This window comes from Chitinivorax sp. PXF-14 (assembly GCF_040812015.1).
Lineage (GTDB): Bacteria > Pseudomonadota > Gammaproteobacteria > Burkholderiales > SCOH01 > JBFNXJ01.
Map to the genome: position 1 here is coordinate 31,036 of NZ_JBFNXJ010000013.1, position 21,539 is coordinate 52,574.

Genomic DNA, 21,539 nt, shown 5'->3' on the forward strand with positions numbered 1-21,539 from the left:
AACTACATGCTCACAGGCCTGATGATGCACGCCCCCCTGCAAATCTCGGCACTCATCCAGCATGCCGAGCGCTGGCACGGCGACACCGAGATTGTCAGCCGACGCACGGAGGGGGACATCCATCGCTATACCTGGCGCGATGCCCACCGTCGCACCCGCCTGCTGGCCAATGCACTGAAGCGGCTCGGCTGCCAGGCTGGCGACCGCATCGGCACACTGGCCTGGAATGGCTACCGCCACCTGGAAATCTACTTCGCCACCTCGGGTAGCGAGCTCGTCTGCCACACCATCAATCCACGGCTGTTTCCGGAGCAGATTGCCTATATCGTCAATCATGCACAGGATCAGTATCTGTTCTTCGACATCACCTTCCTGCCATTGCTCGAAGCCCTGGCCCCGCAGCTTGGCGGGGTCAAGGCCTTCGTTGCCATGACCGATCGCGACCATCTGCCCGACAGCTCGCTGCCCAGGCTGCTGTGTTATGAAACGTTGCTGGAAGCAGAGGACGATCAGTTCGAGTGGCCAAGTTTCGACGAAAATACGGCATCATCGCTGTGCTACACGTCTGGCACCACCGGCAACCCCAAGGGCGTGCTGTACAGCCACCGTTCGACACTGCTGCACTCGCTGGCCATCGCCCTGCCCGACGCGCTGGACCTGTCGGCGCGCGATTGCGTGCTGCCGGTTGTGCCGATGTTCCACGTCAATGCCTGGGGCATCCCCTATGCCGCGCCGATGACCGGCTGCAAGCTGGTCTTCCCGGGGCCAAAACTCGACGGCGCCAGCCTCACCGAGCTGTTCGAGCAGGAAGGCGTCACCGTCACCGCCGGGGTGCCGACCGTATGGCTAGCCCTGCTGCAGCACTGGAAGCAAACCGATTATCGGCCAAGCACGCTGAACCGCGTCGTGATCGGCGGTGCGGCCCCCCCTGAATCGATGGTTCGCAGCTTTGTTCAAGACTACGGCTGCCATGTCCTGCATGCCTGGGGGATGAGCGAGATGAGCCCTGTCGGCACCGTCTATGCGCCCAAATTCAAGCACAAGGATGCCACGCAGGAACAGTTGCTCCCCTTGCAGCTGAAGCAGGGCAGGCCGGTGTTTGGCGTGGACATGCGGATTATTGATGCGAACAACACGCCGCTGCCCCACGACGGGGTTGCCTTTGGCGACCTGCAGGTTCGCGGCCCCTGGATCTGCAGCCAGTATTACGAACGCGAGCGGGGTGCTGAGCATAGCGACGATGGCTGGTTCTCGACCGGCGACGTCGCCACCATCGATAGCGACGGCTACATGCAGATCACCGACCGCTCGAAGGACGTGATCAAATCGGGTGGCGAGTGGATCAGCTCGATCGCGCTGGAAAACATCATGATGTCCCACCCGGCGGTCGCCGAGGCGGCGGCGATTGGCATACGCCACCCGAAATGGGATGAACGGCCGATTCTCGTCATCGTCCGCAAGAACGGCCAAAGCCTGAGCCGGGAAGAGGCCCTGGCATGGTTTGAAGGCAAGATTGCCAAGTGGTGGATGCCGAACGACATCGTGTTCCTCGATGAACTCCCCCACACGGCCACGGGCAAGGTACAGAAGCTCAAGCTGCGGGAGCGCTTTCACGATTACGTGCTGCCCGATGCCTGATGCAAAGCAAAAAGCCCGGTAAAAACCGGGCTTTTTGCTGGGCGATACCGGGTCAATAACCCAGCGCATGCTCCAGCGCGTCTGCCGCGATCTGGTTCAGCATGATCACAGGCGTGACACGCCCGGCCGGCGTACGCCAGGACGCCGTCGGTGAACTGCCGTCCATCGCCCCGGACAGCACGTACTGAGGCGGGTGCTGGTTGCTGGCGAAGACAGGATCTTTGTCCAGGCCCGCCATCAGCGATCGATACGCAGTCGGAATGGTCAGCGCCAATACCTTGCCGACCGACTCGCTGCTGACAGACCAGCTACCGGCGGTGTCAAGACCCGTTGCGGTCGCCCCGTCGTAGCGCGAAAAACGAATGGTGCCGATAGTCTGCCCCGAGGTATCGACACCAGTGCGCGTGAAGCGCATGCCCAGCGCGCCGACGCGATAGTCCTGCCCCTGTTCGCTGCAACAAGCCAATATTGCATCAGGGAGCTTGCCTGTCAGCACCTGGGCATTGGCTGCACGACCATAGAAATCGGCAACATTGGTCATCAGCGCCTTGTAGACACGGGCCCCCGTCGGCCAGACGGCAGTGGAGCCAAGCGTGCGAACCGCATCGACGGTGTTGCCGATCTGATCGCCGCCGACATCGTATGCGGCTACGCTGAATTGCAGTGCCGCCCCCCCCGGCCCGGCAATGGTGCTGCGGCCGGTAGTGCGTTCATAGCTATAGGCACCTTCAAACAGGCTGCCCACGCCGGCATAACTCACGACACTGTAGTCCCGCTGCTCCACCGCCCCCCCCGCCGACAGCAGGTAGTTGTGGGTACGCAATTGCACGACGCCATATGAAGAGGCCAGATCCTGATACACGCGCAGCTTGACCCAGTTGCCTGCCGCATTCTGGTAGGGGTACACATATAGATCGGAAGCCTTGAGCGCCTCCCCCAGTGAAATATCGGTCGCCAGGCGCAGCTGACTGGCCGCAGCATCGAGACGCTGCACCGTGACAGAGGGCAAGGTCAGCTTGATGCTGGCAGGATCAAAGGTGGCATCGCCATCGGGGAGCTGGCCCGCAATCGTCGCAGCCTGCTGCAGCACCTCGTTGGCCAGCACGGCATAGATTGTACGGGCTTTGCCGCTCGGCAACTGGCCGCCATAAGCAGCCAATGCGGCCCCCTGCTGCTGTGCAAGGTAATACGCCAATACGCGCGCTACCTTGTGCATCTTGGCGGCATCCGCGCGGTTCTGTTGATTCTGGGTCGTGGTCAGGCGGACGTTGTCCTGCGGGTTCAGATAGTCGGAAGTGAACAGGAACTTCGAATTCAGCTCGAATACGTCACGCACATATGATTCGATATCCGCACTGGCCATGCCGGGGTGCGTCTCCAGTACGGCATGGAGCATGGTAGTAACCGGATTGATGGTGCCATATTGGCCCGGAATGGTGCTCAGCCGGTAGGGCCGCCCGACGGCCTGGCCAGTATCCTGGTCGACCGCCGTGGCGGGGACATCCACCAGCAGCGTCGGAACAATCACATTCGACGGCATCTGCAGGGTAAATGCACCACCGCTGTCCGTTGTCGTCATGGGCTCGGTGTCATCCCTCACCCCGTTTTCATTCAAATCAGCGAATACGACGGCGCCTTGCAGATAGCCGTCGGCCACGATGCCGGAAACCGATACTGTCGATGGCGCCGCATCGCCCCCCGAACTGCCCCCGCCGCCACAGGAAGCCAATAACAACGCGATGAGCGATACGGAAAGATTGCGCGACTTGGACACACGTGCCTCGACTAGATGGATTACTCTAGTCAGCGAGTATGCCAACTGTCATGCTTTATGTCATTTGGTTTTTCTATCGGCAGGATCCTGTTCACCCCACAGGGCCGTGACTGCCCGGGCACCCCGCCTGGCCGTGCAGCCTTGGTCGCACGCGATGACGGGCCGAACGGTAAACCGATACGGCCTGCCTGGGGGGCTACAGCGGAATATCCGGCTGGCTGGCGGAACGGGTTCCGGCCGCGGCCAGGTTGTCGCCGGAGCGATAGGTAAATACGAGAGACAGCTTGTTTTGCGTCGTGCGGTTGTTGCCCGCGCAGTGAAACAGATTGCTGTGAAACAGCAGTACATCGCCCTTGTTCAATGGAACGAGTACGGCCTGCCCGATCAGGCTTTGGTTTTCAGGCAGGTCAGTTCTCAGGAACTGCGCCTGATCTAGTTGCGCTGTCGAAATCGTGGTGTGGTGCGACCCGGGAATCACCGACAAGCAGCCATTCTCCGGCGTTTCCTGCCCCAGCGCCAACCAGGCGGAGATCAATTCGGGGCGCTCGAAATGCCAGTAGCGAACATCCCGATGCCAACCGGTCAAACTGGAGAAGCGCGGCTGCTTGGTCATGATGCAATTGTGATGAGCCTGCACCAAATACGTTTGCGGCCCCAGCAGTTGCTTCAGTGGCCATGCGAGCGCCGCGCCAGTCGCCCAAGCAGAGATCATCGGGCTGCGCCCATAGGCCTGCAGCAAGCGGCGGGCAGTCCTGCCGCCTTCCGCTTGGCGCGAGCTCGGCGCGCCTGGGTACTGCGTATCCGCCTCGAACTCGATGGGCATGGCTTCCCGCGCCAACTCGTGGGCAGCGAAGCGCACCATCTCGTCACACTGGGCCGGGTCGGCAAGGCCGGGAAGAATCAGATAACCATGCTCGTCAAATGAGCGGAGCTGGTCGTCGGACAACATCAAATCAGGCATGGCAGAGCCAACGGGGACAAAGCGCAACGCTAACCCGATGCAAGGTAGATTGCAATCTGCTCAATGACTCCGCACGCACCGTCCTAGCTTGACTTAGGTCAAACCAGGCCGGCCTTCAAGCGTATAACCTTATTAATACAATGGTTATATCACCCAGGAGTACATCATGGAATTGTGGAAAGAACTGCTGTCATCCGACGTAGGCATCATGAGCGCCATCGTCATTGCCACCATCATCGGGATGGCGGGCTACTATGCTTGGTACTTCCACAAAATGGTCGTCGACGCAGAAAAAAATCAGAACAAACGTAGCTGAGCGCCTTGCGGTGGCTGGAAACGGCTGCAATCCAAACCCAGCCGCTGCCTCAACAACCCCGCTCGCCGGCAGGCAAGCTCGAAGCGTTGCCGGATCAGCTCGGCCCTCAGCCACGCGAGCAGGCCACGCCTGGTAACGAGTTTGCTCTCGAATCCAGCCCTGCCGAACACCCCAGCGGGCGTAGCAATAGATGCAGCCGTGCTCGCAGCCATGGTAAGGGTTGATCGACGGGCTGAAATAGATGTCAGGCGAGCGGTTGTGGCTGATCGCCGACTTTGCCTCGTGCCAGACAATCTAGGGTACGATGCTGGCCGCCTCCCCTACACCACCAGGCCAATCAGACTCTGCCGCTTCGCGAACCAGGTTGTTGAAGCAATTAGGTGGATTGCCGTTGGCGCCACGGCCCTTGGCTACTGGTTCATTTCTCATTGCTGCATTTCATTACAGTTACGAAAGAATGCCAGCGCGGCCTTACTGTCGTCCACAAAAAAGCCGGGGAGGCCCCCGGCTTTGGCTTCAAGCATCAACGCCGCTAGACGACAAAGCGCTTCACCGCCACTTCCAGCGCCTTCGCATGGCGCTCCAGCTCGGCCACGATGGGATTGGTCTTGTCGATCTCACGGTTGCTCGCATCCGACATCTCGGCGATACGCCCAACTGACTTGACGATGTCGGTGCTGGTCTGCAGCTGGGCACGCGTGCTCGATACAAGCTCGACCAGGTCACGCTCCGCCGTCTCCGCACCACGCGCCAGGTTCTGGAAGGCCGGCACGAGCTCGTTGATATGGCCGATACCGACACTCACCTGGCGTGCGCCCGACTTCATGTCCGTGGCCACCGAGGCGGTCTCCTGCTGGACGGTATGCACCACGGACTGGATGCTGTTGGTCGCCTGCGTAGTCTTCTCCGCCAGCTTTCTGACCTCGTCCGCCACCACGGCAAACCCGCGGCCATACTCGCCGGCACGCGCCGCCTCGATTGCGGCATTGAGGGCGAGCAGGTTGGTCTGGTCGGCGATCTCTTTGATCACGCCGGCGATACCGCTGATCTCCTGCGAATGCTGTTCCAGCCGCGCGATCCCCTCGACCGAGTCGTTGACGGCACGCGCCATGCGGTCGATCTCGGCTGTTGCGGCCGCCAGCACCGATTGTCCGTTATGCGCGAGCTCCACGGCTTCGGCCGAGCGCTGACGCGCCGATTCGGCCCGGTCATGGGCCTGCTCGAAACTGGCCCCCATGCCCTGGACCGACGAGGCAATGGAGGCAGCCGCCTCGCTCTGGCGCGAGGAGCCATCCTCGATATTGTGGTAGGCATGGGCCAGCGCCTCGGACGATTGGCTCAGCTCACCCGACGTTGTGCCCATATTGCGTATCATTGCCTGCAGTTGCCTCTGCATCTCCGCCAACGCCTTCAGTAGCAGGCCCACCTCATCGAGGTAGGTCGTGCGGATGTCATTGGTCAACGTGCCAGCCGCAATCTTTTCCGCGGCGGAAATCGCGAAATTGAGCGGGCGCGTGATTGAACGGATGATCCAGAACGACAGCGGGATGGCGATCAGCAGGCCGGCCAGGGCAATCCCCATGCTGACGGCCCTGATCTTGGTTGCCGCGGCCTCCGTTGTTTCGTACTGTGCCTTGGCCAGCTTTTCCTTGTAGGCAAAGGTGGCGTTGATGGTGTCGATCAGGGCATTGAAGGTCTCCATATAGGCACCGCGAAACAGGGTGATTGCGTCGGGGCGCATGGTGTCCTTGTATAGATTGACCACCTGCTCGCGCTGTTTCTGGTATTCGGCGAAACGCCGCGTAAAGGCCTGATACAGCATGGTGGCCTCCGGGTCGCCGCTTGCCTTGAGCAGCGTCGACATTTGCTCGAATACATGCGTTTCATGCTGCCCGATCGCCGCAAAATACTCATCCGCGGTTTTCACATATTGGGTTTCCAGCGCCAGATAGAGCTTGGTCTTGGCCTCGTTGATCTCGTTGATCGACTTGCCTAGCCCAACCATCGGCACGAGCTGATCCTGATACGTGGTACGAGTCGCCAGATTGGCGCGGCTGATGCCGATGCCCGAGAGCGCGCTGACGGCCATCAACAACGCAAGCAGCACGGTAACCAGGAAGATCAGCCGGTGACTGACCTTGAGCCCCCGTATCCTGGCCAAACCCTTGATGACGTCTTTTCTACTTTGCATGTCTCTTCCTACTGGTTTTATTGATGGGAGCAAAGACGTGGGGAACTCGGATTATTGTTTAAATCAGCGTTTAATGAAATAGTTAATCTCTATCAAGAGATAGATTAAAATCAATCTCAACAAACACGAGCAGCCTGCCCGAACTTGTTAGAATACGGCTTTGGGTAAAGTTAAGGACGATTAGGATCATGACCGCCAAGCACTCCCGCCTGCTGATTCTCGGCTCCGGCCCCGCCGGCTACACCGCAGCCGTCTATGCTGCACGCGCCAACCTGAAGCCCACGCTGATCACCGGCCTGGCCCAGGGTGGCCAGCTGATGACGACCACCGATGTGGACAACTGGCCCGCCGACGCCGCAGGGATACAGGGTCCCGAGCTGATGCAGCGCTTCCAGCAACATGCTGAGCGCTTCGGCACCGACATGATCTTCGACCACATCCATACCGCCAAGCTGACCGAAAAACCGATTCGCCTGATTGGCGACAGCGGCGAGTACACCTGCGATGCGCTGATCATCTCCACCGGCGCGTCGGCCCAGTACCTGGGCCTCGACTCCGAACAGGCCTTCATGGGCAAGGGCGTGTCCGGCTGCGCCACCTGCGATGGTTTCTTCTACCGCAACCAGAAGGTTTGCGTGGTTGGCGGCGGCAACACAGCAGTTGAAGAAGCGCTTTACCTGGCCAATATCGCCGGCCACGTCACGCTGATTCACCGCCGCGATACCTTCCGCGCGGAGAAGATACTGATCGATCACCTGCAGGAAAAGGTCGAGGCCGGCAAAATCACGCTGGAATTGAATCACACGCTGGATGAGGTGCTGGGCGACCAGACCGGCGTCACCGGCGTACGCATCAAATCCACGACCGACGGTACAAGCAAGACATTGGAGCTGACCGGCTGCTTCATCGCGATCGGCCACAAGCCCAATACCGACATCTTCGCTGGCCAGATCGAGATGGAAAACGGCTACATCATCACCAAGGGCGGCCGCAGCGGCAACGCCACAGCGACGAACATCCCCGGCGTGTTCGCCGCGGGCGACGTGCAGGACCACATCTACCGCCAGGCGGTGACCAGCGCCGCATCGGGTTGCCAGGCGGCGCTCGACGCAGACAAATACCTCGCCGCGCTCGACAAGTAAGCCGAGCCCGCTTGTGCGATGACGGGGCGGCTACGAGCCGCCCTTTTGACGTTATGCCGACCATGGATGACAAGACACTCGCCCGCCTCAAGACATTGCGCAAGACGCTCGCCGCACCCAAGGCAGCGGCCCGGCCAGCCGCGATCGACGCATCACCTGAGGTGCGTGACCGGGCAGCATTCAAGGCTGCGATGAAGGGTGTCAAGCGCCTGCCCGACACGGGCCGCCTCTATCTGCCGGCAGCCTTGCCCAAAGCCATACCACGGCAGCACATCAAGGACGAGCAGCAGGTTCTGATCGACTCGATGAGCGACTGGAACGAGTGGGAGGACGGGCCGGAGACCGGTGTCGAGATCGCCTACCTGCGTGATGGCATGCGCAGCGACACACTGAAGAAGCTGCGTCGGGGGCACTGGGTGGTGCAGGCACAGATCGACCTGCACGGCCACAATGTCGACGAGGCACGCTATGCGCTCGCGGCCTTCGTGATCCACAGCCGCCAGGAAGGCATCCGTTGCGTCCGCGTCATCCATGGCAAGGGGCTCGGCTCGAAAAACAAGGAGTCGGTACTCAAGGGCAAGGTCCCGGGCTGGCTCAGCCAGCGCGACGAGGTCCTGGCCTTTTGTCAGGCCCGCCATGTCGACGGCGGCGGCGGTGCCCTGATCGTCCTGCTGCGCAGCGCACGCTGACCGGCAGCACAGCCGTCAGATGGCATTCTTAAGCAAGCGCTAAGCCGGTTTACCGCCGGCGGTGTTAGAATCGCCCCTTTTCGCAAACCCGCATATCTTGAAAGACGACGCTCTGACTAAACGCACCCTGTGGGCGCTGATCCTGGTTTTTGTGGCGATCTGGTTCGGCCAGCTCGACTACCGCAAGCTGGTCAAACCCGACGAGGGGCGCTACGCCGAGATTTCGCGTGAAATGGCGGCCAGTGGCGACTGGGTCACCCCTCGCCTGAACGGCCTCAAATATTTCGAAAAACCCCCGATGCAGTACTGGGCGACCGCTGTGGCCTACCATGTGGCCGGTGAGCACGAGTGGACGGCCCGCCTGTGGACCGCGCTCACCGGGTTTCTCGGCATCGTCGCCGCGGCGTATGCCGGCTCGGTATTGTTCGGGCGTCGCGCGGGCCTGCTGGCGGCGCTGGTACTGGGCAGCAGCTTCTATTACCTCGCGCTCGGCCACATCAACACGCTCGACATGGGCGTATCCTTCTTTCTGGAGTTGGCACTGGTCGGCTTCCTCATGGCCCATCGCGATGGCGCATCGGCCAACACACAGCGCAACTGGATGTGGCTGACCTGGGCTGCCATGGCGGGTGCCATGCTGTCCAAGGGGCTGATTGGCTTGGTACTGCCCGGTGCCGCGCTCGTGCTGTATGTGCTGGCCACCCGGCAATTCAGGCTGTTGCTCGGCATGCGCTGGCTCTCGGGGCTGCTGATCTTTGCCGCCCTGACCCTGCCCTGGTTTGCACTGGTGTCGGCGCGCAACCCGGAGTTCCTGCAGTTCTTCTTCATCCACGAGCATTTCCAGCGCTTCTCGACCGATGCGGCAAGACGTTTGGCGCCGTGGTGGATTTTCGTGCCGATCCTTGCGATCGGCATCACGCCCTGGCTGACATGGCTGCCACAGAGCCTCATCGCCAGCATGCGCAAGCTGCCGACGGAACGCTTCCGCCCACAGCTACTGTTGCTGATCTGGAGCGTGTTCATCTTCGTGTTTTTCAGTACCTCCAAGTCCAAGCTGCCGGCCTACATCCTGCCCATCTTTCCCGCCGTCGCGATATTGCTGGGTGACTACCTGTCACGTGTAGAAGCGGCGAGCCTGCGCAGGCACGCGGCCCTGTTGCTCGCGGCAGCCATCGTCGTGGCCGCAATATTTGCGGTTGCTCCGCACTTTGCCAACTACGGCAGCGAGGCCACGCCACGTGCGATGATTGATGCCTACATCCAGTGGGGGCGTGTTGCCGCACTGGCCGGCGTAGCCGGCTTCGCGGTCGCCTATCTGCTTGCGCGGTCGGCCAAGGTGCTGCCGGCGTTTGTCGCGATGGGGTTTGCCTCCGTCATCGCCACCTCGCTCTTCCTGAACGGCCACAACGCCCTTGCCCGCTCGAACTCGGCATTCTTCCTGGCACAGGACATCAAGCCCCACCTCAAACCAGGCGTGCCGTTCTACAGCGTGAAGATGTATGATCAGACGCTGCCGTTCTACATCAAGCGCACGCTGACGCTGGTCGACTATCGCGACGAGCTGTCGTTGGGCATCGACCAGCAACCCGAGCTGGCCGTCGCCACACTGCGCGAATTCACTGATGCCTGGCAGCATCAGCCGGAGGCACTGGCGCTGATGTCCACCGAAACCTATGCCGACCTGGCAAAGAACCAACAACTGACCATGCGTGTCATTGCATCCGACACCCGCCGCGTCGTAGTGAGCAAACCTTGAAACTCGTCGAATTCGCCCTGATCCTGACCGGCGTCCTGCTCAACGCAGTCGCCCAACTGGCGCTCAAGGCCGGCACCAATAGCGTCGGCCACATCGATTTCCACGTCAGCAACGTGCTGCCCATGGGCTGGAAACTGGCAACCAACCCCTACATCATCGGTGGCCTGAGCTGCTATGTCGTCAGCGTGGTGGTCTGGATCCTGGCGCTATCGCGCGTTGAAGTCAGCATGGCCTATCCGATGCTGTCCATTGGCTATGTCGTCAATGCCATCGCGGCCTGGTACCTGTTTGGCGAAGCACTCGGCGCGATGCGCCTGAGCGGCATCGGCATCATCATCATCGGTGTTTATCTCGTGGCCCGGAGCTAATCGGCATGGACTATCTTCCTTTCACCCGCCCCACCCTCGACGAGGCCACGATCGCCGACGTCGGCGACGTGCTGCGCTCGGGCTGGATCACCAGCGGCCCCAAGGTCAAGCAATTCGAGGCAGCACTGTCAGAGTATTTCGGCGGCCGGCCGGTGCGCGTACTGAATTCGGCTACCGGCGGCATGGAAGTCGCCCTGCGCCTGATCGGCATACAAGCAGGCGACGAAGTGATCACCACGCCGCTATCCTGGGTGGCCACCGGCAATGTCGTGCTCAACGCAGGCGCCAAGCCGGTTTTCGTCGATGTCGATCCGCACACCCGCAATATCGACCTGGATCGTATCGAGGCGGCCATCACGCCACGCACCAAGGCCATCATGCCGGTCGACCTGGCCGGGCTGCCGGTCGATCGTGACCGTCTCAACGACATCGCCGCACGCCACGGCCTGCGCGTGATCGAAGACGCGGCCCAGTCCATGGGCAGCACCTGGCGTGGCCGCCGTATTGGCAGTTTCGGCGACCTGATTTCGATCAGCTTCCACGCCAACAAGAACCTCACCACCACCGAGGGCGGCTGCCTGGTGCTGCGCGACGAATCCGAGATTCCGCTGTTCGAAAAGCTGCGCTTGCAAGGTGTGGTGCGCTCCCCGGACGGGGGTATGGATGTGGACGTGACCGGCGGCAAATACAATATGACCGATGTCGCTGCGGTTATCGGGCTGCACCAGCTCAAGCATATCGAGGCCTTCAATGCGCAGCGCAAGGCGCTGGCACGCCACTATTTCGCCAAGCTCGACCGCACGCTGGGCCTGGGGCTGCCGGTCGAGGACTTCGAGAACAGCAACTGGCACATGTTTCAGCTCACACTGCCACTCGACTCCTTGCGCATCAGCCGCGGCGAATTCATCCAGATCATGCATGCACGCGGCATCGGCATTGGCGTGCACTACCCCGCCATGCACCTGTTCACACTGTATCGCGGCCTGGGCTGGAAAGAGGGCGACTACCCGCACGCCGAGAAAATCGGCCGCGAAACCGTGACGCTCCCCCTGTTCCCGCGGATGAGCGAGGCAGACGTCGAACGAGTCTGCCAGAATATCCATGAGGTTCTGTCAGCCAATATGCGCTAACTGCGTTATTGGCTGATTGCCCGCAACACAATTTTTGTTATCCATTCCAGACGTTCCCATGGCGCAACCACAAGTTTCCGTCATCATCCCGGTCTACAACGAAGAAGACGGGTTGCAGGCACTGTTCGACCGGCTCTACCCGGCGCTCGACAAGCTCGGGCGCAATTACGAGGTCATCTTCATCAACGACGGCAGCAAGGACCGCTCGCCGGCGATTCTGCGCGAGCAGTTCCAGAAGCGGCCCGATGTGACGCGCGTGATCCTGTTCAACGGCAACTTCGGCCAGCACAAGGCGATTCTTGCCGGCTTTGCGCACGCACAAGGCGACTACGTGGTAACGCTCGATGCCGACCTGCAAAATCCGCCGGAGGACATCGCCACCCTGCTCGCCGAAATGGACCGCGGACACGACTACGTCGGCTCGATCCGCCGCCAACGCAATGACAGCGCCTGGCGCCATGTCGCGTCTCGTGCGATGAACAGCCTGCGCGAACGCATCACGCGCATCAAGATGACCGACCAGGGCTGCATGCTGCGTGCCTACCATCGTCATATCATCGATGCAATCAACCAGTGCAGCGAAATGAACACCTTCATTCCCGCGCTGGCCTATACCTTTGCCTCGAAGCCGACGGAAGTCATCGTCGGTCATGACGAGCGCGCCGCCGGCGAATCGAAATACTCGCTGTACAGCCTGATCCGCCTGAATTTCGACCTGATGACCGGGTTCTCGATCGTGCCGCTGCAGCTGTTCTCGATGCTCGGCATGCTGGTGTCGCTGGTCTCCGGCCTGCTCGTGATCTATCTGGCTGGACGCCGTCTGATCATCGGGCCAGAAGAAGGCGGACTGTTCACGCTGTTTGCAATTGCCTTCCTGCTGATCGGCGTGGCGCTGTTCGGCATCGGCCTGCTCGGCGAGTACATCGGCCGCATCTACCAGGAAGTCCGCAACCGGCCGCGCTACATCATCCAGGCCGTGCTGGAAAACCGGGACGATCGCGCATGAGCCGCGCAGTCGTCTTCGCCTACCACAATGTCGGCGTACGCTGCCTGGAAGTGCTGCTCGCACAAGGCGTCGAAATCAGCCTCGTGGTGACACATCAGGACAATCCCAACGAAACCATCTGGTTCGACGGCGTGGCCGACTTGGCCCGCCTGCACGACATCCCGGTGATCACGCCGGATGATCCGAACACGCCGGAAACCCTGGCTGCTGTCACTGCGGCGGCGCCCGACTTCCTGTTCTCGTTCTATTACCGCAACATGCTCAAGGCGCCGCTGCTGGCCGTGCCCAAGCGTGGCGCCTTCAATATGCACGGATCGCTGCTACCCCAATATCGCGGTCGCGTACCGGTGAACTGGGCCATCATCCGCGGGGAGCGCGAGACCGGCGCCACGCTGCACGTGATGAACGAAAAGCCTGACAACGGCGCCATTGTCGATCAGACGGCCGTGCCCATCCTGCCCAACGACACTGCCAGACAGGTATTCGACAAGGTCGTGGTGGCAGCGGAAATCACCCTCTATCGCTGCCTGCCGTCGCTGCTCGATGGCACAGCCCAGCTGACGCCACAAGACCTATCGCAAGGCGGTTACTTCGGCGGGCGCAAGGCGGAAGATGGCCGCATCGACTGGCAACAGCCTGCGCGGGATATTCACAACCTGGTGCGTGCCGTGGCCCCGCCCTACCCCGGCGCACATTGCCGGCTTGCGGGGCTTCCCATGCTGGTGACGCGAACCCTGCCCGCACCCGCAGTGAAAGCCGCCACCGCGTACCCGGCGTTGTTCGTGGCAGGTGACCGCATCTACGCGAGCTGCGGCGACGGCCAAGTGCTGCGCCTGCTCGAATTCACGCTTGCCGGCAAGCCGACCACGGCTGCCGATCTTATCGCACGCTTCGGCCACCAGCCGCGGGCGTTGACCGACTGACAATACCAAGGACAACCACCATGAAGAAGATTCTGATTCTCGGCGTGAACGGCTTTATCGGCCATCACCTCTCGAAGCGCATCATCGACACCACCGATTGGGAGGTGTACGGGATGGACATGTTCACCGACAAGATTTCGGGCCTGCTCGACAACCCGCGCTTCCACTTCTTTGAAGGTGACATCACCATCAACAAGGAGTGGATCGAGTACCACGTCAAGAAATGTGACGTCGTGCTGCCGCTGGTTGCCATCGCCACGCCGGCCACCTATGTACAGCAGCCGCTGCGCGTGTTCGAGCTCGATTTCGAAGCCAACCTGCCGATCATCCGCCAGTGCGTGAAATACAAGAAGCGCGTGCTGTTCCCATCGACCTCCGAGGTCTACGGCATGTGCAAGGATGGCGAGTTCGACCCGGAAGGCTCGGACCTGATCTACGGCCCGATCAACAAGCCGCGCTGGATCTACGCCTGCTCCAAACAGCTGATGGACCGCGTGATCCACGCCTACGGCATGCAGGAAGGCCTCGACTACACGCTGTTCCGCCCGTTCAACTGGATCGGTGCCGGCCTCGACAGCATCCACACACCGAAGGAAGGCTCGAGCCGCGTGATCACGCAGTTCCTCGGCCACATCGTGCGTGGCGAGGACATCAAGCTGGTCGACGGTGGCGAGCAGAAGCGTGCATTCACCTATATCAACGATGGCATCAACGCGCTGATGAAGATCATCGAGAACAAGGATGATCGCGCCTCCGGCAAGATCTACAACATCGGCAACCCGGTCAACAACTTCTCCGTGCGTGAGCTCGCCGAGATGATGCTGGAACTCGCCCTGACCTACCCCGAGTACCGCGACAACGCGCTCAAGGTCAATCTGGTCGAAGTGACCTCGGCTGATTACTACGGCAAGGGCTACCAGGACGTGCAGAACCGTGTACCGAAGATCGAGAACACAATGCAGGATCTCGAATGGAAGCCGCAATTCAGCATGAAGGAAGCGCTGCGCTACATCTTCGACGCCTACCGCACCCAGGTTGCCGAAGCACGCCGTCTGGTCGAGTAAGCATTCGCCGCTAGCGAATCGGGGGCTGCTTCAGGCAGCCCCTTTTTCATGCGGCCAAGCCAAGCCCTGAGCCGCATAGGTTAGGCTTGTTCCTGCGCCGCTTTTGGCCGACAATCGCGACCTGTCTCAAACCCGCCATCCGCTTTCATGAAACTCGCACTGAAAATCGACGTCGACACCTACCGCGGCACGCTGGAGGGCGTTCCACGTCTGGTTGAAGTGCTGCAACGCCATCAGGCCGGAGCGACCTTCCTCTGGAGCCTGGGCCCCGACCACACCGGCCGGGCCATCAAGCGCGTATTCCGCCCCGGCTTCATGAAGAAGGTGTCGCGCACCTCGGTCGTCGAGCACTACGGCATCAAGACTCTGCTCTATGGCACGCTGCTACCCGGCCCCGATATCGGCCGCCGCTGCGGAGACCTGATGCGCTCGGTGCGTGATGCCGGTTTCGAGGTCGGCATCCACACCTACGATCACATCGACTGGCAGGACCATGTCGCGCAGCAGGATGCCGCCTGGACACGCAAGCAGATGGAGCGCGCCACCCGGCGTTTCCAGGAGATATTCGGCGAGGCGGCGCACACGCACGGCGCGGCCGGCTGGCAAATGAACCGGCATGCCTATCGCCTCGAACAGGAGTTCGGTTTCGCCTACTGTTCCGACACGCGCGGCGACCATCCCTTCATCCCGATCTATCAAGGCGAAATCATCGCCTGCCCACAACTGCCAACCACGCTGCCGACGCTCGACGAACTGATTGGTGTCGATGGCATCACCACAGCCAACGTTGCCGAGCGCCTGCTGGCACTAACGGCCACACCCCCGGCAACCGGCCATGTCTACACCCTGCATGCCGAGCTCGAGGGGCAGAAGCTGCTACCCGTATTCGAGGCCCTGTTGACCGGCTGGCAACAGCAAGGCCACGAGCTGGTATCGTGCATCGACCTGTTCGACACCCTCGACCTTTCCACCCTGCCCTACCACGTGGTGGAAATGGGTGAACTCGAAGGGCGCAGCGGCACGCTTGCACTCCAGGGCAAGCCTTTCCTGGCCTGAATTACGGCTGCGTCGCCCGGCGAGCGGCCCGTCACCGAAGTTTCATCGGCAGGTGTATTGCCAAGCCGCAAGCTTTACACAACAATGCAGTAAGGCCGCACGCGAGAAAGCAGGCCACACGCTCTGCGGTGCGTTGCGGGTTTATCCACCCCTGTGTAAGGCGCATGTCGATGCCGAATCAAGCTGCACCTGACTTTACCCTCCCCTCTACCGGCAACAAGACTTTCCAGCTGCAAGCCATCCGCGGCAAACACCTCGTCATCTACTTCTACCCCAAGGACAGCACCCCCGGCTGCACCACCGAGGGGGCAGATTTCACTCAGCACTATGCGGATTTCCAGGCAGCCGGCTGCGACGTGGTCGGCATCTCCCGCGACAGCCTCAAATCCCATGAGAACTTCAAGCATAAGATGGGCTTCCCCTTCGAGCTGCTGTCCGATCCGGATGAGACCGTCTGCGAGCTGTTTGGCGTGATGAAGCTGAAGAATATGTACGGCAAGCAGGTGCGCGGCATCGAGCGCAGTACATTCGTCATCGACAAGGAAGGAGCAATCCGGCAGGAATGGCGTGGGGTCAAGGTCCCTGGCCACGTGGAAACAGTACTCAGCTTCGTGAAGACCCTGTAAGGGAGCGGCTCAGGCCGCTTTTTTTGCGTTTTTAACCAGCTAGAGATCGATCATGGCAGCCACCAAACAGAGCAAGACCAAAACGCGTCAGACCAAGCTGTTCGTGCTCGACACCAACGTGCTGATGCACGATCCGACCAGTCTGTTCCGTTTCGAGGAGCATGACGTCTACCTCCCGATGATGACGCTGGAGGAACTCGACAACAACAAGAAGGGCATGTCCGAAGTCGCACGCAATGCACGCCAGGCCAGCCGTTTCCTCGATGAACTGGTCAGCGCCGCCGGCAGTGATATCGAAGATGGCATCGCGCTATCCACGCGCACCGAGCACGATGCCGCCGGCCACCTGTTCCTGCAGACCCAGGCCATTACCGCCGAATTGCCGTTGCGCCTGCCGGTCGGTAAGGCCGACAATCAGATTCTCGGCGTCGTCATGCACCTGCAGCAGGTGTACCCGAAACGTGAAGTCATCCTGGTGTCGAAAGACATCAATATGCGCATCAAGGCCCGCGCGCTGGGCTTTGCGGCCGAAGACTATTACAACGACAAGGTACTCGAGGACACCGACCTACTCTACACCGGCATGCTGGAACTGCCGGCCGATTTCTGGGACAAGCACGGCAAGGGCATGGAAAGCTGGCAGGAAAACGGCCGCACCTTCTATCGCCTCGGTGGCCCGCTGTGCAACTCGATGCTGGTCAATCAGCTGCTCTACCAGGAGGGCGAAAAACCGTTCTATGCGATGGTGCGCCAGCAGACGGCCAAACAGGCTGTACTGGAAATCCTCAAGGACTATTCCCACCAGAAAAATAATGTGTGGGGCATTACGGCACGCAACCGCGAGCAGAATTTCGCGCTGAACCTGCTGATGAATCCCGACATCGACTTCATCACGCTGCTCGGCCAGGCCGGCACCGGCAAAACGCTGCTCACGCTGGCGGCCAGCCTGATGCAGACGCTCGAACACAAGACCTACAGCGAAATCATCATGACACGCGTCACCGTACCGGTTGGCGAAGACATCGGCTTTTTGCCCGGCACCGAGGAAGAAAAAATGCTGCCGTGGATGGGCGCACTGGAGGACAACCTCGACGTGCTGAACCAGAGCGACCAGGAGGCCGGCGAATGGGGCCGCGCCGCCACACGCGACCTGATTCGCAGCCGCATCAAGGTGAAATCGCTGAATTTCATGCGCGGGCGTACTTTCATCAACAAATTCCTGATCATCGACGAAGCGCAGAACCTCACGCCGAAACAGATGAAAACGCTCATCACCCGTGCCGGCCCCGGCACCAAGGTAGTCTGCCTCGGCAATATCGCGCAGATCGACACGCCGTATCTGACGGAAGGGAGTTCTGGTTTGACATATGTCGTAGACCGCTTCAAGGGCTGGGGGCACAGCGGCCATATCACGCTGCAGCGCGGCGAGCGCTCGCGCCTTGCGGACTATGCGGCAGAAGTTCTATAACGGTTGATAGAAATGCCCGATCGGTCAACAATGCAGGCCGATCGGGCCGCTTGGCGTCTACCGACAATTCGAACAATTCCGCCCCGAGGCGCTATGACCATATTGGCCATCTTCAACCAGAAAGGCGGCGTGGGCAAAACCACGACCGCGATGAACCTCGCCGCCGCCATGGCGCACAACGGCATGGAACCGTTGATGATCGATCTTGACCCGCAGGCCCATTTGACGGCCACCTCTGGTGTCACGGTCAATTCGGAAGACAGCATCTTTGCCTTCTATCGAGATAACAAACCACTGACCGAACTGGTCAAGCCGCTACCCAACGGGGTCAACCTGATCCCCTCCCACGTCGAGCTGGCGAAGGTCGATACGCTGTATCGCAAGACCGGCAGCATCATCATGCGGCTACGTCACGCCCTCTACGACGAAATGCTCGCGGCTTCCGGCGTGCCGATCGTCATCGACTGCTGCCCTTTCCTCGGCATTCTCTCGATCAATGCCATTGCCGCCGCCGACGGCATGATCATTCCGATCGCCGCGGAATACCTGGCAATGAAAGGCGCTACGCAACTCGAAAACACGCTGGAAGCCATGTCGCGCTTGGCTGACAAGCGCATTCCCCGGCGTTTCGTGGTGACGCGCTATGTGCCGAGCCGCAGGCTGTCCGCGCACATCATCGGCGAAATGCGAGACCGCTACGGGCCTGAGCTATGCAAAACGAAAATTCAGGAAAACTCGTCGATCACCGAATCGGCCGGCTACAACCAGGACATCTTTGCCTTTGCCCCGAAAAGCAAGGGCGCCAAGGACTACGGCTTTCTGCTCGACGAGCTGGTCGAGTCGGGCTTCATCAAGCTGCCCGGTTAGGTTGGGCTATTCTTCACCCCACCCCGTCGGCCTGAAGGCAGCATTCTCGAAGCGGGAATACTGACCGAGGAAGGTCAGCGGCACGCTGCCGGTCGGGCCGTTACGATGTTTGCTGATGATGGCCTCGGCCTTACCCTTGAGCTCTTCGTTCTCACGATCATAGTACTCGGCTCGGAACATGAAGATAATGATGTCCGCGTCCTGTTCGATCGCGCCGGATTCACGTAAGTCCGACATCATCGGGCGCTTGTCGGGGCGGCTCTCCACGTTACGCGACAGCTGCGACAGAGCGATGACCGGCACTTTCAACTCCTTGGCCAGGCTCTTCAGTGCACGAGAAATCTCGCTCACCTCGGCCGCACGGTTCGAATCGCGGCTGTTCGGATTGCCCGCCATCAGCTGGATGTAGTCGATCACGATCACGCCCAGCTGGCCATGCTGCCGCGCCAGCCGTCGAGCACGCGCGCGCAGCTCGAGCGCGGTCAAACCCGCCGATTCATCGATGAAGATAGGTGCCTCAGACAGCTTGCCCACAGCCGTCGTCAGCCGTTGCCAATCCTCGTCTTCCAGGCGGCCCGTCTTGATCTTGTGCTGGTCAAGCTTGCCGACGGAGCCGATCATCCGCATGACCAGCTGCGCCCCGCCCATTTCCATACTAAAGATGGCAACAGGGAGGGCCGAATCGACAGCGATGTTTTCGGCGATATTGACCGAGAAAGCGGTTTTACCCATCGACGGGCGCCCCGCAACGATGATCAGGTCGCCCCGCTGCAGCCCCGAGGTCATGTTGTCGAGGTCAATGAAGCCAGTAGGGATGCCGGTAATGTCGTTCGGGTTTTCACGGTTATACAAGGTGTCGATACGCTCGACCACCTCGGCCACCAGCTGTGGCATGGTCAGGAAGTCCTGCCTGCCACGAGCCGAATTTTCCGCAATCTCGAACACCTTGGCCTCGGCCTGGTCCAGTAGCGCGCCGGCATCCCGCCCCATCGGATTGTAGGCGGAGTCCGCGATTTCGGTTCCGACCTCGACCAGCTTGCGCATGATCGCGCGCTCGCGCACGATCTGGGCGTAACGCCCAATATTGGCCGAGCTTGGCGTGTTCTGTGCAAGCCCCGCCAGGTAAGCCAGGCCACCAATTTCCTGTAGCTCCGCCGATTTCTCCAGCGACTCCGCCACCGTCACCACATCCGCCGGGTGGCCAAGCTCCAGCAGCTTGTACAGATGGCGGAACACCAATCTATGGTCGTGGCGGTAGAAATCCCCCTCGCTGATGACTCCAGCCACATTGTCCCAGGCGCGGTTATCGAGCAGCAGGCCGCCAAGCACGGACTGCTCCGCTTCCACCGAATGGGGCGGCAGCTTGATCATCTGCATTTCCTGATCAGGAATCGGGGAGAGGTCGAATTGGGGCATAGGAGACTCTGTGAACAAAAGCCGATGGGCGCCGACACACTATTTTAATTTCAAGCACGCCATCTTCACAGCGAGCGGAATCCACAAAAGACAAGGGGCTGCATAGCAGCCCCTTGTCATCGTACAAGCTGACGAAGCTTAGTGTTCGCCAACCACAACGACGGTTACGTTAGCAACGACGTCATGGTGAAGCGCAACAGTAATTTCGTACTCACCGATCATCTTGAACGGGCCTTCCGGCAGGCGGACTTCAGCCTTGACGACCTCGATACCGCTAGCCTTGCTCAGGGCTGCAGCGATGTCGGCATTGGTCACGGAGCCAAACAGGCGGCCATCTACACCAGCCTTCTGAGCGACTTCGACACGTGCACCTTCCAGCTTTTCTGCACGAACTTGTGCAGCAGCCAGTTGCTCGGCTTGAGCCTTTTCCAGCTCAGCGCGGCGCACTTCGAATTCCTTCAGGTTAGCTTCGGTAGCACGCTTGGCCTTACCCGACGGGATCAGGAAGTTACGTGCAAAGCCGTCCTTGACCTTGACTACATCACCCAGTTGGCCCAGGTTAGCTACTTTTTCCAGCAGAATGATTTGCATCGTTCAGGCCCCTTAATTAGTGCAGGTCAGTGTAAGGCATGAGCGCGAGGAAGCGAGCACGCTTGATCGCGGTCGACAGCTGACGCTGGTAACGAGCCTTGGTACCGGTGATACGGGCAGGAATGATCTTGCCGTTTTCGGTGACGAAATCCTTCAGGATATCGACATCCTTGTAATCGATTTGCTTGATGCCTTCGGCGGTGAAGCGGCAGAACTTCCGACGCTTGAACAGGTTACGGGACATGTTTACCTCGTTTAACTGAATTCGATACTGGTTACGTGCAACACGAGCTGAGAACTTTTCAGGTTTTTCATGGCGATGAAGCCGCCGCACCTGGCATTGGCTTCGCCCCTGCTTCGGGCAATCTTTTCTGCCACAGCCCCCAAGGCCATTGCCTGGATGTGGCAGGAAACACTACGCTGTACGCCTGACTCCAATTGTTCGGATTGGTGTTCAATCGAGAAAGTCACGATTGGCACACCAGCTGGCGTATATCGAAGTGCTTCTAGATGATTTAGCCTGCCTTCAATCTCAACCCGGTTACGACTCACACACG

At 60.4% G+C, this 21,539-nt stretch carries 21 protein-coding genes and 1 pseudogene; 14 read left to right on the plus strand and 8 right to left on the minus strand.

The window, feature by feature from the left end; genetic code table 11:
- Positions 1–6 precede the first annotated feature (6 nt).
- Complete coding sequence (locus ABWL39_RS15280) at positions 7–1,638, plus strand: 3-(methylthio)propionyl-CoA ligase (RefSeq protein ID WP_367793034.1); 1,632 nt, start codon at positions 7–9, stop codon at positions 1,636–1,638.
- 52 nt (positions 1,639–1,690) lie between these two features.
- Here the strand turns inward: ABWL39_RS15280 and ABWL39_RS15285 are convergent, their stop codons facing one another.
- Together ABWL39_RS15285 and ABWL39_RS15290 are read right to left on the minus strand one after the other, a co-directional pair.
- A complete protein-coding gene (locus ABWL39_RS15285; protein ID WP_367793037.1) occupies positions 1,691–3,217 on the minus strand; it encodes a hypothetical protein in 1,527 nt (508 codons plus the stop codon).
- A 391-nt stretch (positions 3,218–3,608) separates the two neighbouring features.
- Positions 3,609–4,373 carry a phytanoyl-CoA dioxygenase family protein gene (locus ABWL39_RS15290; protein ID WP_367793040.1) on the minus strand — a complete coding sequence of 255 codons (765 nt, stop codon included), beginning with the start codon at positions 4,371–4,373 and terminating at the stop codon, positions 3,609–3,611.
- Between the two features lie 166 nt (positions 4,374–4,539).
- Between ABWL39_RS15290 and ABWL39_RS15295 the strand changes: the two genes are divergently transcribed.
- Positions 4,540–4,689 (plus strand): DUF3149 domain-containing protein, encoded by a 150-nt coding sequence (locus ABWL39_RS15295; protein ID WP_367793043.1) that lies wholly within the window; start codon positions 4,540–4,542, stop codon positions 4,687–4,689.
- Positions 4,690–4,863: 174 nt separating this feature from the next.
- Here the strand turns inward: ABWL39_RS15295 and ABWL39_RS15300 are convergent.
- Both ABWL39_RS15300 and ABWL39_RS15305 read right to left on the minus strand, forming a co-directional pair.
- Positions 4,864–4,968: pseudogene (locus ABWL39_RS15300) on the minus strand (radical SAM protein); the annotation flags it as partial.
- A gap of 253 nt (positions 4,969–5,221) precedes the next feature.
- On the minus strand, positions 5,222–6,880 hold the full coding sequence (locus ABWL39_RS15305; RefSeq protein ID WP_367793046.1) for a methyl-accepting chemotaxis protein: 1,659 nt from the start codon (positions 6,878–6,880) through the stop codon (positions 5,222–5,224).
- A 188-nt stretch (positions 6,881–7,068) separates the two neighbouring features.
- On the opposite strand from ABWL39_RS15305, the gene trxB reads away from it, so the two are divergent.
- The 12 genes from trxB to ABWL39_RS15365 all read left to right on the plus strand — a co-directional run bounded on the left by trxB (position 7,069) and on the right by ABWL39_RS15365 (position 18,975).
- On the plus strand, positions 7,069–8,022 hold the full coding sequence (trxB, locus tag ABWL39_RS15310; RefSeq protein WP_367793049.1) for a thioredoxin-disulfide reductase: 954 nt from the start codon (positions 7,069–7,071) through the stop codon (positions 8,020–8,022).
- Between the two features lie 62 nt (positions 8,023–8,084).
- The gene (locus ABWL39_RS15315) at positions 8,085–8,711 is read left to right on the plus strand and encodes a Smr/MutS family protein (RefSeq protein WP_367793052.1); all 627 of its coding nucleotides are present in this window, start codon (positions 8,085–8,087) and stop codon (positions 8,709–8,711) included.
- Between the two features lie 97 nt (positions 8,712–8,808).
- Positions 8,809–10,467 (plus strand): phospholipid carrier-dependent glycosyltransferase, encoded by a 1,659-nt coding sequence (locus ABWL39_RS15320; RefSeq protein WP_367793055.1) that lies wholly within the window; start codon positions 8,809–8,811, stop codon positions 10,465–10,467.
- Positions 10,464–10,835 (plus strand): SMR family transporter, encoded by a 372-nt coding sequence (locus ABWL39_RS15325; RefSeq protein ID WP_367793058.1) that lies wholly within the window; start codon positions 10,464–10,466, stop codon positions 10,833–10,835. Before ABWL39_RS15320 ends, ABWL39_RS15325 begins: the two co-directional genes overlap by 4 nt.
- A 5-nt stretch (positions 10,836–10,840) precedes the next feature.
- Entirely contained in the window at positions 10,841–11,965 is a 1,125-nt protein-coding gene (locus tag ABWL39_RS15330; RefSeq protein ID WP_367793061.1) for a DegT/DnrJ/EryC1/StrS family aminotransferase, read from the plus strand.
- 58 nt (positions 11,966–12,023) lie between these two features.
- Positions 12,024–12,971, plus strand: a complete 948-nt coding sequence (locus tag ABWL39_RS15335) for a glycosyltransferase (RefSeq protein WP_367793064.1) — start codon at positions 12,024–12,026, stop codon at positions 12,969–12,971.
- Complete coding sequence (locus tag ABWL39_RS15340) at positions 12,968–13,894, plus strand: formyltransferase (RefSeq protein WP_367793067.1); 927 nt, start codon at positions 12,968–12,970, stop codon at positions 13,892–13,894. Before ABWL39_RS15335 ends, ABWL39_RS15340 begins: the two co-directional genes overlap by 4 nt.
- 20 nt (positions 13,895–13,914) lie before the next feature.
- Positions 13,915–14,958, plus strand: a complete 1,044-nt coding sequence (locus tag ABWL39_RS15345) for a bifunctional UDP-4-keto-pentose/UDP-xylose synthase (protein WP_367793071.1) — start codon at positions 13,915–13,917, stop codon at positions 14,956–14,958.
- 147 nt (positions 14,959–15,105) lie between these two features.
- Positions 15,106–16,014 (plus strand): polysaccharide deacetylase family protein, encoded by a 909-nt coding sequence (locus ABWL39_RS15350; RefSeq protein WP_367793074.1) that lies wholly within the window; start codon positions 15,106–15,108, stop codon positions 16,012–16,014.
- A gap of 170 nt (positions 16,015–16,184) precedes the next feature.
- On the plus strand, positions 16,185–16,640 hold the full coding sequence (locus ABWL39_RS15355; RefSeq protein WP_367793077.1) for a peroxiredoxin: 456 nt from the start codon (positions 16,185–16,187) through the stop codon (positions 16,638–16,640).
- Positions 16,641–16,692: 52 nt separating this feature from the next.
- Positions 16,693–18,108: a PhoH family protein gene (locus tag ABWL39_RS15360; protein WP_367793080.1), complete on the plus strand. Its 1,416-nt coding sequence runs from the start codon at positions 16,693–16,695 to the stop codon at positions 18,106–18,108.
- Positions 18,109–18,201: 93 nt separating this feature from the next.
- Positions 18,202–18,975 (plus strand): ParA family protein, encoded by a 774-nt coding sequence (locus ABWL39_RS15365; RefSeq protein WP_367793083.1) that lies wholly within the window; start codon positions 18,202–18,204, stop codon positions 18,973–18,975.
- Positions 18,976–18,981: 6 nt separating this feature from the next.
- Here ABWL39_RS15365 and dnaB read toward each other — a convergent pair whose 3' ends face one another.
- The 4 genes from dnaB to priB all read right to left on the minus strand — a co-directional run bounded on the left by dnaB (position 18,982) and on the right by priB (position 21,534).
- Positions 18,982–20,391, minus strand: a complete 1,410-nt coding sequence (dnaB, locus tag ABWL39_RS15370; RefSeq protein ID WP_367793086.1) for a replicative DNA helicase — start codon at positions 20,389–20,391, stop codon at positions 18,982–18,984.
- Positions 20,392–20,529: 138 nt separating this feature from the next.
- Positions 20,530–20,982, minus strand: a complete 453-nt coding sequence (gene rplI, locus ABWL39_RS15375; protein ID WP_367793089.1) for a 50S ribosomal protein L9 — start codon at positions 20,980–20,982, stop codon at positions 20,530–20,532.
- 16 nt (positions 20,983–20,998) lie between these two features.
- A complete protein-coding gene (gene rpsR / locus ABWL39_RS15380; RefSeq protein WP_367793092.1) occupies positions 20,999–21,226 on the minus strand; it encodes a 30S ribosomal protein S18 in 228 nt (75 codons plus the stop codon).
- Between the two features lie 11 nt (positions 21,227–21,237).
- A complete protein-coding gene (gene priB, locus ABWL39_RS15385) occupies positions 21,238–21,534 on the minus strand; it encodes a primosomal replication protein N (RefSeq protein WP_367793095.1) in 297 nt (98 codons plus the stop codon).
- Positions 21,535–21,539 lie beyond the last annotated feature (5 nt).

What these genes read in the sequence shown, in the direction of transcription:
- ABWL39_RS15280 (WP_367793034.1), top strand. Translation starts at nt 7, where the DNA reads ATGCTCACAGGCCTGATGATGCACGCCCCCCTGCAAATCTCGGCACTC.
- ABWL39_RS15285 (WP_367793037.1), bottom strand. Translation starts at nt 3,217, where the DNA reads ATGACGACAACGGACAGCGGTGGTGCATTTACCCTGCAGATGCCGTCG.
- ABWL39_RS15290 (WP_367793040.1), bottom strand. Translation starts at nt 4,373, where the DNA reads ATGCCTGATTTGATGTTGTCCGACGACCAGCTCCGCTCATTTGACGAG.
- ABWL39_RS15295 (WP_367793043.1), top strand. Translation starts at nt 4,540, where the DNA reads ATGGAATTGTGGAAAGAACTGCTGTCATCCGACGTAGGCATCATGAGC.
- ABWL39_RS15305 (WP_367793046.1), bottom strand. Translation starts at nt 6,880, where the DNA reads ATGCAAAGTAGAAAAGACGTCATCAAGGGTTTGGCCAGGATACGGGGG.
- trxB (WP_367793049.1), top strand. Translation starts at nt 7,069, where the DNA reads ATGACCGCCAAGCACTCCCGCCTGCTGATTCTCGGCTCCGGCCCCGCC.
- ABWL39_RS15315 (WP_367793052.1), top strand. Translation starts at nt 8,085, where the DNA reads ATGGATGACAAGACACTCGCCCGCCTCAAGACATTGCGCAAGACGCTC.
- ABWL39_RS15330 (WP_367793061.1), top strand. Translation starts at nt 10,841, where the DNA reads ATGGACTATCTTCCTTTCACCCGCCCCACCCTCGACGAGGCCACGATC.
- ABWL39_RS15335 (WP_367793064.1), top strand. Translation starts at nt 12,024, where the DNA reads ATGGCGCAACCACAAGTTTCCGTCATCATCCCGGTCTACAACGAAGAA.
- ABWL39_RS15340 (WP_367793067.1), top strand. Translation starts at nt 12,968, where the DNA reads ATGAGCCGCGCAGTCGTCTTCGCCTACCACAATGTCGGCGTACGCTGC.
- ABWL39_RS15345 (WP_367793071.1), top strand. Translation starts at nt 13,915, where the DNA reads ATGAAGAAGATTCTGATTCTCGGCGTGAACGGCTTTATCGGCCATCAC.
- ABWL39_RS15350 (WP_367793074.1), top strand. Translation starts at nt 15,106, where the DNA reads ATGAAACTCGCACTGAAAATCGACGTCGACACCTACCGCGGCACGCTG.
- ABWL39_RS15355 (WP_367793077.1), top strand. Translation starts at nt 16,185, where the DNA reads ATGCCGAATCAAGCTGCACCTGACTTTACCCTCCCCTCTACCGGCAAC.
- ABWL39_RS15360 (WP_367793080.1), top strand. Translation starts at nt 16,693, where the DNA reads ATGGCAGCCACCAAACAGAGCAAGACCAAAACGCGTCAGACCAAGCTG.
- ABWL39_RS15365 (WP_367793083.1), top strand. Translation starts at nt 18,202, where the DNA reads ATGACCATATTGGCCATCTTCAACCAGAAAGGCGGCGTGGGCAAAACC.
- dnaB (WP_367793086.1), bottom strand. Translation starts at nt 20,391, where the DNA reads ATGCCCCAATTCGACCTCTCCCCGATTCCTGATCAGGAAATGCAGATG.
- rplI (WP_367793089.1), bottom strand. Translation starts at nt 20,982, where the DNA reads ATGCAAATCATTCTGCTGGAAAAAGTAGCTAACCTGGGCCAACTGGGT.
- rpsR (WP_367793092.1), bottom strand. Translation starts at nt 21,226, where the DNA reads ATGTCCCGTAACCTGTTCAAGCGTCGGAAGTTCTGCCGCTTCACCGCC.